At 71.9% G+C, this 12,510-nt stretch carries 8 protein-coding genes; 6 read left to right on the top strand and 2 right to left on the bottom strand.

All coding sequences use genetic code 11. The features are described from left to right. From AWQ68_RS43690 to AWQ68_RS25770, 4 genes are all read left to right on the top strand, one after another. Positions 1–167: cellulose binding domain-containing protein (locus AWQ68_RS43690; protein WP_174554144.1), on the top strand; the 167-nt coding region annotated here is incomplete at its 5' end. A gap of 170 nt (positions 168–337) precedes the next feature. Then, positions 338–1,789, top strand: a complete 1,452-nt coding sequence (locus AWQ68_RS25780; protein ID WP_066944581.1) for a glycoside hydrolase family 10 protein — start codon at positions 338–340, stop codon at positions 1,787–1,789. A gap of 237 nt (positions 1,790–2,026) precedes the next feature. Continuing rightward, positions 2,027–5,233 carry a DEAD/DEAH box helicase gene (locus tag AWQ68_RS25775; RefSeq protein ID WP_066944579.1) on the top strand — a complete coding sequence of 1,069 codons (3,207 nt, stop codon included), beginning with the start codon at positions 2,027–2,029 and terminating at the stop codon, positions 5,231–5,233. After that, the gene (locus AWQ68_RS25770) at positions 5,230–6,108 is read left to right on the top strand and encodes an SWIM zinc finger family protein (RefSeq protein WP_245656085.1); all 879 of its coding nucleotides are present in this window, start codon (positions 5,230–5,232) and stop codon (positions 6,106–6,108) included. Before AWQ68_RS25775 ends, AWQ68_RS25770 begins: the two co-directional genes overlap by 4 nt. A gap of 4 nt (positions 6,109–6,112) precedes the next feature. On the opposite strand, the gene AWQ68_RS45805 is transcribed toward AWQ68_RS25770, so the two are convergent. Together AWQ68_RS45805 and AWQ68_RS25760 are read right to left on the bottom strand one after the other, a co-directional pair. After that, the gene (locus AWQ68_RS45805) at positions 6,113–7,042 is read right to left on the bottom strand and encodes a diacylglycerol/lipid kinase family protein (RefSeq protein WP_066944578.1); all 930 of its coding nucleotides are present in this window, start codon (positions 7,040–7,042) and stop codon (positions 6,113–6,115) included. An 81-nt stretch (positions 7,043–7,123) separates the two neighbouring features. Next, a complete protein-coding gene (locus AWQ68_RS25760) occupies positions 7,124–9,874 on the bottom strand; it encodes an immune inhibitor A domain-containing protein (RefSeq protein WP_066944577.1) in 2,751 nt (916 codons plus the stop codon). A 295-nt stretch (positions 9,875–10,169) separates the two neighbouring features. Between AWQ68_RS25760 and AWQ68_RS25755 the strand changes: the two genes are divergently transcribed. Together AWQ68_RS25755 and AWQ68_RS25750 are read left to right on the top strand one after the other, a co-directional pair. Further along, complete coding sequence (locus AWQ68_RS25755) at positions 10,170–11,519, top strand: FAD-binding oxidoreductase (RefSeq protein ID WP_066944575.1); 1,350 nt, start codon at positions 10,170–10,172, stop codon at positions 11,517–11,519. Positions 11,520–11,600: 81 nt separating this feature from the next. After that, positions 11,601–12,510: serine/threonine-protein kinase (locus tag AWQ68_RS25750; RefSeq protein ID WP_157545709.1), on the top strand; the 910-nt coding region annotated here is incomplete at its 3' end.

The following is a 12,510-nucleotide window of genomic DNA, read 5'->3' as shown; positions in this document are numbered from 1 at the left end:
CCCAGCTCTGGAACGGCACCCTCGGCCAGTCCGGGGCGAACGTCACCGTCAAGAACGTGAGCTACAACGGCGGCCTCACCCCCAACGCTTCGACCACGTTCGGCTTCACCGGCGACTGGTCCGGCGCCAACGGCGACCCGGCGCCGATCACCTGCACCCCCGCGTAACCCGCGCGCCGCCCCCTTGACCGCCCGCCTTCCCTGAACCTCGGCCCCCGAGAGTGCCTGACAAATGCTGCCCATAGCAGTCAGACACGACCCAGAGGAGGCGGGCATCCTCCCCGGCGGCGTCCGCCTCCGGGCCACCCCCCGAAAGGACAGAAGAGGTGACACATCCCATGTTGGAAAGCGCTTCCCGCGCGCCGGCCAGGACACGGGCGCGTCTCGCCGCCACGGCCCTGGCCGCCACCACCCTGGCCGCCGCGGCCGTCGTCGCCGCGGTGACCACCCCGGCCTCCGCGGCCAGCGGCCTCGGTCAGCTCGCCGCGGCCCAGGGCAGGTACTTCGGCACCGCCCTGGCCAACAACCACCTCGGCGAGTCGGCGTACGCGACGGTCGCCGACCGGGAGTTCAACTCGGTCACGCCCGAGAACGAGATGAAGTGGGACGCCACGGAGCCGTCGCGCGGCTCCTTCAACTACACCGGCGGCGACGCCATCGTCAGCCACGCCCAGGGCCACGGCCAGAGCGTGCGCGGGCACACCCTGGTCTGGCACAGCCAGCTCCCGTCCTGGGTGAGCAACGGCGGCTTCAACGCGGCCACGCTGACCTCGGTCATGCAGAACCACATCAGCAACGTCGCCGGCCACTACAAGGGCAAGCTGTACGCCTGGGACGTGGTCAACGAGGCGTTCAACGACGATGGGACCCGCCGCCAGTCGGTCTTCCAGACGACGATCGGCGACAGCTACATCGCCACCGCCTTCCAGGCGGCGCGGGCGGCCGACCCGACCGCCAAGCTGTACTACAACGACTACAACATCGAGGGGATCAACGCGAAGAGCACGGCCGTGTACAACATGGTCAAGGCCTTCAAGCAGCAGGGCGTCCCCATCGACGGCGTCGGCCTCCAGACGCACCTCATCCTCGGCCAGGTCCCCTCGGACCTGCAGGCCAACCTGCAGCGCTTCGCCGACCTCGGCGTGGACGTGGCGCTGACCGAGGTGGACGTCCGGATGCAGACCCCGGCCGACTCGTCCAAGCTGGCGACCCAGAGCGCCAACTACGCCGCGCTGACCAAGGCGTGCCTGAACGTCGCACGCTGCGTCGGCATCACCGTCTGGGGGGTCACCGACAAGTACTCCTGGGTGCCGGACGTGTTCCCGGGGTACGGCGCTCCGCTGCTGTTCGACGACTCCTACAACGCCAAGCCCGCGTACACGGGGGTGAGCGGCGCGCTCGGCGGGGGCACCTCCAGCCCCAGCCCGTCGGCGAGCCCGAGTTCCAGCCCCTCGTCGAGCCCGACCTCCTCGCCGCCGCCCGGCAGGTCCTGCTCGGCGACGTACCGCAAGGTGAACGAGTGGAACACCGGCTTCCAGGCCGAGGTCACGGTCACGAACACCGGCTCGTCGTCGATGGGCGGCTGGACCGTGAGCTGGGCGTTCCCCAACGGCCAGAAGATCACCCAGCTCTGGAACGGCACGCTGAGCCAGTCCGGAGCGAACGTCACCGTGAAGAACGTGAGCTACAACGGCACGGTCACGCCGAACGGCTCGACCACGTTCGGCTTCACCGGTGACTGGTCGGGCGCCAACGGCACGCCGTCCTCCGTCACCTGCGCCGCCTCCTGACGCGCGGACATCCAGGACGACCTTCCGCGCGGCCGTTTCCGAAAGTTTCGCCGAAATGACGAAACTCTCGGATCCGCCGCCGGGCGGCGTCCCTCCCCGAGCCCCCGGAACCCTTCCGGGGGCTCTTCCGTTGCTCGGTGGTCGCGGGCGGACGGGCGATCTGAAGTCTCCCGGCGGCCGGGCTCATCCACCCGGCGCCCGCTGTTAGCGTTGCCGTGTTCGGAAGGGAGTTACCACGTGCTGGTGATCCACGGCGCCTGGTGCGGCGGCGATCTGGCGCTCTGGGCCGAGGACGCGAGCGGCGGCCCGGCCACCACGTCACGAGCCAGGATCCGCCCGCATCCGTTCGCCGCTCCCGCGGCGGCCGTCGCCGGCGACCTGTCGCTGTGGGGGGAGGTCTCCGGCGCCGCGGCGGCCAAGGCGGTCGCCGCCGACCTGGTCCTGCTGCTGCCCGGCTCGGCGCGCGGCCCGCTGCCGTCCCCGGAGTCCGGTCTCACGACCACCGCGCGCCGCCCGTCCATGGCGCTGTGGCGGGTGCCCGCGCTACGGGTCCCGGCGGGTGAGGCGCTCACCCTGCTTGAGCGGGTGGACGCGCTGACCCACCTCCCGGCCGCGGCGTACGAGCCGGGCGAGGCGCCGGCCCCCGGCGAGGCGGGCGACGACGCCGGCGGGGCCTCCGAGCCGGTGGGCTCGACGTCGCGGGTCCCGGTCCCCGGCGCCTCGCTGCGCTACCTCGCCGCGGTCGCCGGATACGCCGCCGATCTCGCCGTGCGCGGCCGGGTGCTCCCCCAGATCGTCGGCGAGGACGGCGGTTACGCGGCGCGCTGGCGCCCCGTGCTGACCGGCCCGTACGCCGCGCGGTTCCGCGAGCTGGCCGCCGCGATGCCGCCCGTCTGCCGGGCCGTGGACGGGGAGCGTCCCTCGGCCCACGTGCTGATCGAGGCGTTGGCCTGCCTCACCGACGCTGTCGTGCGGCGGTCGCTGCCGGACCGGCTGCTGCGCGGCCACCGTCCGGGCCCGCGCAGCCCGCTGGCCGACCGCTGGACGGTGGCGCTCACCGGGGAGGCGGCGGCGCTGCCCGGCGTGACGCCCGCCGCGGCGGAGAAGCTGGCCGCGCCGCTGCTGGACTGGTTCGCCGCCGCGCACCACCTCGACGGGCCGGTCCGGGTCTGCTTCCGGCTGACCGAGCCCGAGCCCGACCTCGACCCGGACCTCGACCCGGACCTCGACACGGCCGCGATCGTGCCCGCGGATGTGGTCGCCGCGTACGGCGGGCGGCCCGCGGCCGCCACGGACGACGGCGTGTGGCGGCTGGAGTTCGCTCTCCAGTCCGCCGAGGACCCCAGCCTCTATCTGACCGCCCACGACATCTGGGCGGGGGCGCGCGCGCCGGGGTTCCCCGGCCGTCCGGACGAGACGCTGCTCGCCGGGCTCGGCCGGGCCGTACGGCTGTATCCGAAGGTGGACGAGGCGCTGCGCGGCCCGCGCCCGGACGGCCTGGCCCTCGACACGGCCGGGGCGTACGCGTTCCTCCGGCACGCCGCGCCGCTGCTGCAGGCGGCCGGGTTCGGGGTGCAGCTCCCCGCCTGGGCGGGCCGCACCCGGCTCGGGCTGAAGCTCACCGCGCGGACGCGGCCGTCCGGTCCCGGAGCCGTCGCCGGACAGGGCTTCGGCATGGAGCAGCTCGTGGACTTCCGCGCCGAGCTCGCGATCGGCGACGAGACGATCAGCGAGGAGGAACTGGCCGAGCTGGCCCGGCTCAAGGTCCCGCTGGTACGCGTGCGGGGGCGCTGGGTCGAGTTGGACGACCGTCAGCTGCGGGCCGCGCTGCGCGCGGTCGAGCGCCGCCGGAACGGCGAGGCGACCGTCCACGAGGTGCTCCGGGAGGTGGCCCAGGGCGGCGATGACGAGCTGCCGCTGGTCGCGGTGGACGCGGACGGCCCGCTCGGCGACCTGCTGTCCGGCGAGGCCGACCGCCGGCTGCGCCCGGTGGCGACCCCGGCGGCCTTCCAGGGCGCGCTGCGCCCGTACCAGGAGCGCGGGCTGGCCTGGCTGTCGTTCATGTCCGCGATCGGTCTCGGCGGTGTCCTCGCCGACGACATGGGTCTGGGCAAGACCGCCCAGACGCTGTCGCTGCTGCTGAGCGAGCGGGAGTCGGGCGCGCGGCCGGCTCCGACGCTGCTGGTCTGCCCGATGTCGCTGCTCGGCAACTGGCAGAAGGAGGCGGCGCGGTTCGCGCCGTCGCTGGACGTCTACCTGCACCACGGCGCCGGCCGGGAGCGCGGGGACGAGCTGGCCGAGCGGGTGGGCCGGGCCGACGTCGTGCTCACCACGTACGGCACCGCCCTGCGGGACCAGGAGTCCCTGGCCGGGTTCGACTGGGGCCGCGTGGTCTGCGACGAAGCGCAGGCGATCAAGAACAGCGCGGCCCGGCAGGCGCGGGCGGTGCGCGCCCTGCCCGCGCGGACCCGGCTGGCGCTGACGGGCACGCCGGTGGAGAACCACCTGGCCGAGCTCTGGTCGATCATGGAGTTCTGCAACCCCGGCCTGCTCGGCGCGGCGAGGGAGTTCCGCACCCGCTACCAGGAGCCCATCGAACGCGACGGCGACGAGGCGGCGACCGCCGCGCTGCGCCGGGCGACCGGGCCGTTCGTGCTGCGCCGCCTCAAGACCGACAAGACCATCATCTCCGACCTGCCGGAGAAGATGGAGATGAAGGTCTGGTGCACCCTCACGCCCGAGCAGGCCACGCTGTACCAGGCGGTCGTCGAGGACATGATGGCGCGCATCGAGGGCAGCGAGGGCATCGAGCGGCACGGCAACGTGCTGGCCACGATGACCAAGCTCAAGCAGGTCTGCAACCATCCGGCGCACCTGCTGAAGGACGGCTCGCGGCTGCCCGGCCGGTCGGGGAAGCTGGCCCGGCTGGAGGAGCTGGCCGAGGAGATCGTCGCCGAGGGCGACAAGGCCCTGGTCTTCACGCAGTACGCCGAGTTCGGCGCCCTGCTGCAGCCCTACCTGGCCGCCCACCTCGACCGGCCGGTCCTGTGGCTGCACGGCGGTCTGCCGAAGAGCCGCCGGGACGCGCTGGTGGAGCGGTTCCAGAACGACGACGAGCCGATGCTGTTCCTGCTGTCGCTCAAGGCGGCCGGCACCGGCCTGAACCTCACCGCCGCCAACCACGTGATCCACGTGGACCGGTGGTGGAACCCGGCCGTGGAGAACCAGGCCACCGACCGCGCCTTCCGCATCGGCCAGACGCGGAACGTGCAGGTCAGGAAGTTCATCTGCGTGGGCACCCTGGAGGAGCGGATCGACGAGATGATCGAGCGCAAGACGGCGCTGGCCGAGCGGGTCGTGGGCGCCGGCGAGGACTGGATCGCCGAGCTGTCCACGGACCGGCTGCGCGAGCTGTTCCGGCTCGGATCGGAGGCCGTGCAGTGATCCGAAGGAAGTCCGAGGGCGGGTCGCACGGCGGCTGGTTCGAGCCCTCCCGCCCGATCAAGGTCGAGGGCGGCCTGCGGGTGCGCAGCCGGCGCGGCTCGATCGGCGAGCGGTGGTGGTCGCGCCGGTTCATCGACATCCTGGAGACGATCTGCGACAGCGGCCGGCTCTCCCGAGGCCGCTCGTACGCGCGGTCCGGTCAGGTGCTCGACCTGGAGGTCGCGCCGGGCCGGGTGCGGTCCCGGGTCCAGGGGTCGCGGCCCACGCCGTACCGGGTCGTCGTCGAGGTCGAGGCGTACGACGCGGACCGGTGGCGGGACGTGGTCGAGGCGCTGGCGGGGCAGGCGCTGCACCGCGCCGCGCTGCTCGCCGGGGAGATGCCGCCCGAGATCGAGCAGGTCTTCCGCTCGGTCGGCCTGCCGCTCTTCCCGGACGAGGCCGGGCTGGAGATGTCCTGCTCGTGCCCCGACTGGGGGTTCCCCTGCAAGCACCTGTCGGCGGTGCTCTACGTGCTGGCGGAGTCGTTCGACGACGACCCGTTCCTGGTGCTGGCCTGGCGGGGCATGGCCAGGGACCGCCTGCTGGACGCGCTGCGCGACACGGCTCTGGCGGGGACGGGCGGCGGCGAGGAGCCGTCCCGGCCGGGTCTCCTCGACGTGCCGGACGTGCCGTTCGCCGAGCGGATGGCGGACTTCTACGAGACGCCGGTATCGCCGGCCCGGCTGCGCGACCGCGGCGACCTGCCCGCCTCTCCCCCGGACCTGCTGCTGCGCGCCCTCGACCCGCCGCCGGTCAAGGCGCGGCACATCCCGCTGCTCGACCTGCTGCGGCCCGCGTACCGCGTGATCGCGGAGGGCTCCGCCGAGCGGGACTGACCTCTCAGGTGTCGGTGAAGCCCTGGGGCACCATGACGCGCACGCCGTTCGGGATCGTCCTGATCACGAGCGGGGTGCGCAGCCGTACCTCGCCGTCGACGTCGGCGGCCATCGGCGGGTCGGTCTCCAGCAGCATCTCGGTCCCTGAGACGAAGGGACCGCCGGCGAGGCTCCGCCAGCGGCCGGTGGTGGCCCGCACGAGGGTCTCGGCGAGCAGCCTGAGCCGTTTGCCGGAGCCGAGCTGGTACGCGACGAGCCTCCGGTTGTCGATGCTGATGTCCCTGGCGATCTGCCAGCCGCCGTGGAAGCGGCCGTTGGCGATGTTGAGCTGGTGGGTGAGCACCTCGTGCCGCCTGCCGTCCACGGTGATGTACGCCCGGAACGGCTGGTGGCGGGGCAGCAGCCGGATCGCGGTCAGCGGGTAGGCGGCGCGGCCGAGGACCCGCTTGACCCACGGGCGCACGGTCCCGGCGACCTCGACGGACACGCCGAAGCTGGCGAGGTTGGCGAAGGGTCGGTCTCCGCAGAGGCCGAGGTCGATGTCGGCGACCTTGCCCTCGGAGAAGACGCGTACGGCGCGGGCGAGGTCGAGCGGCAGGCCGAGGCTGCGCGCGAAGTTGTTGGTGGTGCCGAGCGGCAGGACCCCGAGGGCGACGTCGCGGTGCGCGATGTGCTTGATCGAGCTGCTCAGGGTGCCGTCGCCGCCGCCCACGACGAGCAGGTCGGGCGCGGCGTCGAGGGCCCGCTCGACGGTCGCCCTGAGCCGGGTGGGGTCGGTGACCTGGTGGACGCCGACCAGGTCGAACCGGCCGGCACGGAGGAGCCGCATGACCTCGGGGTAGTGGCGCCGTCCCCGTCGCGACCGGGTGTTCACGACGACGGCGACGCGGCGATGCGCATGGATCGCGGCCGTATGGTCCGCTTTGCTCCGCATGATCACATGGTAGGCGGGCCCGGCGGCTGCTGTGCGCCGCCGGGCCCGACCGTCCGTTTACCGGGTTTCGGTTACTGCTTGTTACTTCTTGGGCGTCGTGACCTGCAGGACCACGCCGAGGTTGAGCGGCAGCGGCGCGAGGAGCTTGATCTGCACGCCGAGCTGCTTGTTCTCGTCCCCGGGGTTGCCGGTGCCGAGGATCGCGCCGCCGACGTCGGCGCCGTACAGCTCGGTCGCCGGGGTGCCGTCTTGGTGGACGACCCGGGTGGTGTACTGCTGGTTGTCCTTGGACGGGACCACCATGGAGCCGTCACGGTACCGGTAGTAGAGCTGGCCGCCGCGGGCCTCGAAGCCGGGGTACCAGCCCTTGGCGTCGGTGAAGGTCTTCACGGCGTCCTGCTTGGCGAACGAGGTGCAGTACTCCTTGAACGGCTCGCCCTCGATGCACTCCTTGAACGGGTACGTGCCGACGAAGTTGAACGACGCGTTGGAGGACTGCGGGCGGGACGGGAGGTTCTTCAGCGTCGACGGGTCCTTGGTCGCCGCCTCGCCCGTACGGCGCAGCGGCTCGAAGTGCGAGTCGACGAGGAGGAGCTGACCCTTCGGACCCACCGAGGGCAGGTCGAAGGTGTTGTCGGCCACGTTGTTGGCGGCCCGCGAGGTGTCGCGGTACCAGACCAGCAGGCCGGGCGCGTTGTACTTGAGCTTCTCGACCTTCCAGGCGCCGTCGCGCTGCCAGGTCGTGTCGTAGGTGTACTGGAGGCCCTTGTCGAAGCCGTCGAAGTTGCGCCACTCGGCGAGGTAGTACTGCGCCGACTGCAGCTCGCCGGTGTGGGTCACCCAGCCGGCGCCGCTGGTGTTGGTGAAGGTGCCGGTGGCGGCGGTCCAGCCGTTGGCGCCGTTCTCGACGTCGTCGCTCCAGACGGACGTGCCGCCGTTGGTGAGCGAGAAGTCGTCGAGGAACCAGCCGGTGTTGACGCCCGCCGCGTCCGTGGCGTAGCGGAAGCGGACCTGGACGGACTTGCCCGCGAACGGCGTCAGGTCGGCGTACAGGTGGGTCCAGCCGTCGGTGTCACCGGTGATCCCGTACTTCTTGTTGCCGTAGTCGCGCAGGCGGCCGTTGGGGTCGGTGTAGCCGTCGTCCGTGCTGGCGAGGGAGCCGTCCTCCTTGTAGACCTTCTGCTCGGCCCAGGTGGCGCCGCCGTCCGCGGAGACCTCGACGAACCCGAAGTCCCAGTCCTCCTCGATGCTGTAGTCGCTCCACCACCAGAACTTCTCGTCGGCGCCGGCCGGGACGTCGACCGTCCTGGTCAGCTTCGAGTCGCCCCAGTTCTGGTCGCTGTTGGACCACCAGACCTTGGAGCCGCTGTGCGGGGTGGTCATGACGATGTGCTTGTCCGGCAGGTTGATCCGCACGCCGTCCTCGGTGCCCTTCGGGGTACGCGAGCTCTGGCCGACGGTCAGCGCCTTGGTGCCGTCACCGGGGTTGAGGACCTTGGGGTTCGCCCAGCCGAGCACCCACTTGTCCCACAGGCCCATGTGCGTGGGCAGCGACTGGAAGATCGGTCCGGAGTGGGAACCGCTGGCCATGAGGTCCCAGAAGTCCACGTCCGAGTTGCCGCCGCCGGTGGAGTCGTAGAGGTCCGGCAGGCCGAGGTCGTGGCCGTACTCGTGCGCGAAGACGCCGACGCCGGAGTTCTCGGGCTGCACGATGTAGTTGGAGATCTTGACGTTGGTGCCGGGGACGGTGTAGCCGCCGGTCACGTCGCTGGAGTGCGCCCAGATGGCGAAGGTGCCCTCGGCACCGCCGCCGCCGGACTTGTCCTCACCGGCGTGGATCAGGACCAGGTGGTCGATCACGCCGTCCGGCTCGTCGTAGTTGCCGTCGCCGTCCGCGTCGGAGACGTCTTCCCTGTCGTAGTCGGCCCACGGGAAGTTCGGGTTCTGCGCCGCGAGAGCGTTCACCGCGTCGATCGGGAGCTGGGCGGCGCCGCGCGGGTTGTCCGGGTGGCCGGACGTGTCCTGCATGGCCGAGCCGCACTTGCCGGCGCCGTACCACGCCTCGGAGTGCGGGACCTTGATCCAGCCGACCGCTTCGCCGGAGACGGTGTACGCGCCCTTCGACAGCTCCTCGTACATGTTCTTCATGGTGGAGCCGGAGATGTCGATGCCCTTCTTGCCGTCCCGGGGGTCGGTGAGGTCGGGGCGGACGCGGGTGGTGATGCCCTCGGAGGAGTAGAGCATCTTGTTGTAGTGGGCGTTGTTGAAGTCCGACACCCACATCGAGTTGTTGTCCTTGCCACCCCCGGCGGCGTTGGCCGGGTTGGGGATGTTGTTGTGCAGCGGACCGTTGATCTTCGTGCCCGGCGGCTCGGTCACGCAGTCGTTGACGTCGTCGATCGTCTTGGGGTGCGAGAAGCCGGAGAAGTCGTCGTTCGCCTGGTCGTTGAACTCGATGAGCAGGGTGAGCAGCTTCGCGGTCTTGGTGGTCTTCGACTTCTTGTAGAGGAAGTCGAAGGGGTTCTGACCGGTCCTGATCGCGCGCTGCTCGTTCTTGGCCAGCTCGCGCGCGGCGACGGGGTTGCCGCTGGCGTACTTGCGGTCGATCTCCTTCGCGAGCGCCGCCGTGCGCTGGGCGCCCTTCGAGGGGACCTTTTCGGGGGTGTCGGTGACGTCGCTCTGCACGCGCGGCGCCGCGTAGTTGATGTAGTGGTCCGCCGCCGAAGGCTGGTAATTGGCCTGGGGAGCGGCCGCGCCTGAGGTGGCGAGTCCCGCGGCGGCGAGCCCGAGTGCGGGCACCACTGCGGCGAGACGCCTGAGTCTCCTGGACAACAAGATCCCTTTCCTGCCCGGGTTCGCCGGACGCGTCACGAGGCGCGCCGGGATGAGCGCGCGCCTGGCCTGGGGGTCCCGCGGCAGGGCCGCCTCGGGAGCCGCAAGCGGAAGATAAAGAGCGAGTAAAGGGACGGTAAAGAGGTGACAGGGAATTTTGTAGAACCGTGATCTTTGCGAATTAGGCGCCGCCCCACCTGCGCGGACGCCGCACGCGCCGCCCGTGGCCGCCCCGCCGGTGTCCTCATCTGCGGTTTCGCATCAGCTGGGCACGCTGCGGCGTAAGGTCCCATTTGTGAAAGAGCTCATCGCCGCGCTTCCCGTGGGTCGGGTGCTCACCGATCCCGATGTCACCGAGTCGTACGCCAGGGACCGGACCTTTCTGCGGCCGGGAAAGGCGCTGGGCGTGGTGCTCGCCCAGTCGCGGGACGACGTGGTGACCACGATGCGGTGGGCCACCGAGCACCGGGTGCCGGTCGTACCGCGCGGGGCGGGCACGGGCCTGGCGGGCGCGGCCACGGCGATGGACGGGAGCGTCGTCCTGTCGCTGCATCGGATGACGTCGATCCTCGAACTGTCGCCCGACGACGAGGTCGCGGTCGTCGAGCCCGGCGTGATCACCGCCGACCTGGACCGCGCGGCCCGCGAGCACGGCCTGATGTACGCGCCGGACCCGTCGTCGTACGAGATCTCGACGATCGGCGGGAACCTCGCGACGAACGCGGGCGGGCTGCGCTGCGTGAAGTACGGCGTGACGCGGGACTCCACGCTCGGCCTGGAGGTGGTGCTCGCCGACGGGCGGGTGCTGGAGACGGGCCGCCGCACGATGAAGGGCGTCACCGGTTACGACCTGACCGGGCTGTTCGTCGGGTCGGAGGGGACGCTCGGGGTCATCACGAAGGCGACCGTGCGGCTGCGGCGGGCCCCGGCCGAGGTGGCCACGGTCGCGGCGGAGTTCTCCTCGCTGCGGGACGCGGCGGCGGCCGTCTCGGCGATCATCGCGGCCGGGTGCCAGCCGTCGCTGCTCGAACTGATGGACCGCACCACCCTCAAGGCGATCGACGACTGGAAGAACATCGGCCTGGACGCCGGCACCCAGGCGATGCTGATCGCGCAGTCCGACGCCTCCGACAGCCAGCGGGCCGCCGCCCGGATGGCCGAGTTGTGCGACGCCAACGGCGCGTCCTTCACCGCCCTGTCCGGCTCGCCCGAGGAGGCGGCGGAGCTGGTCGGGGTGCGGCGGCTCGCCTACCAGGCCAAGGAGCGCCTCGGGCAGTGCCTGGTCGAGGACGTGTGCGTGCCGAGGTCGGCGCTGCCGGAGATGATCTCGGCGGTGGAGGCGGCGGCGGCCCGGCACGACGTGATGATCGCGACGGTGGCGCACGCGGGCGACGGCAATCTGCACCCGGTGTTCGTCTTCGAGCGCGGATTGGAAGAGCCCCCGCCACAGGTGTGGGCCGCGGCCGACGAGGTGTTCCGCAAGGCCCTCGCGCTGGGTGGCACGCTGACCGGCGAGCACGGCGTCGGCCTGCTCAAGCGCCGCTGGCTCGCACTGGAGTCGGGCCCGGTGACCACCGAGATCCAGCACGGGATCAAGCGGGTCTTCGACCCGTTGAACATCCTCAACCCCGGCAAGGCCATCTAAAGCACAAAAAGCGCGCCGCTTTTCCATCACTGGTAGCGTTTTCCTCTCCTGTCACGCTAATTCGGGAAAACGGGGTCAAACATGCCGCTGGGGGAAGGTGATCCGGAGAGGCTGGGGCCGTACGAGCTCGTGGATCGGTTGGGAGAGGGCGGCCAGGGGATCGTCTACCTCGGCCGGGGCCCGGCCGGCGAGCAGGTGGCGGTCAAGCTGCTGCACACCCGCTTCGCGGGGGATCCCGAGGCGCGGCACCGGTTCCTGCGCGAGGTCGCGCTGGCCCAGCGGGTCGCGCGTTTCTGCACGGCGCCCGTCCTGCACGCCGACCTCGCCGGGAACCAGCCCTACATCGTCAGCGAGTACGTCCCGGGGCCGTCGCTCCGGCAGCTCGTGGACAAGGAGGGGCCGCGCCAGGGGGCCGCGCTCGAACGCCTCGCCATCAGCACGGCGACCGCCCTGGCCGCCATCCACCGGGCCGGGATCACCCACCGCGACTTCAAGCCGGCCAACGTCCTGATGGGGCCCGAGGGCCCGGTCGTGATCGACTTCGGCGTGGCCCGGGCGCTGGACTCGCCGCAGGCGACCGCGACCGGCGCCACCATGGGGACGCCGTCGTACCTCGCGCCCGAGCTGCTCTCGGGCGGCGAGGCGACCGGGGCCGCCGACGTCTTCGCCTGGGGCGTCACCATGGTGTTCGCGGCGACCGGGACGCCGGCGTTCGGCGCCGACTCGATCCCAACGGTGATCACCCGGATCCTGAACATCGAGCCCGACCTCAGCGCGCTCGTGCCGCCGCTGCGCGACCTCGTCGCCGCGTGCCTGTCGAAGGATCCCGCGCGGCGGCCCACCGCCGACGACGTGGTCGCCACGCTCACCGGCCGGCCGGCAGCGTACGCGCCACCGCCCGCGCACCCCGCGCCCGCACACGCGGCGCCCACTCAGCCGGGGCGGTCCCCCGTGCAGGGCCCCGGGCCGCAGCCGGGGCCGCGGCCGGGGC

The sequence above is a fragment of the Microtetraspora fusca genome (genome assembly GCF_001570365.1).
Taxonomy (GTDB): Bacteria; Actinomycetota; Actinomycetes; order Streptosporangiales; family Streptosporangiaceae; genus Microtetraspora; species Microtetraspora fusca.
Note: the sequence above shows the minus strand (reverse complement) of the source record. Positions and strands in the feature narration are given on the sequence as shown.

Coding starts and splice junctions, on each gene's coding strand:
- AWQ68_RS25780 (WP_066944581.1), top strand. CDS start 338: ATGTTGGAAAGCGCTTCCCGCGCGCCGGCCAGGACACGGGCGCGTCTC.
- AWQ68_RS45805 (WP_066944578.1), bottom strand. CDS start 7,042: ATGCGGAGCAAAGCGGACCATACGGCCGCGATCCATGCGCATCGCCGC.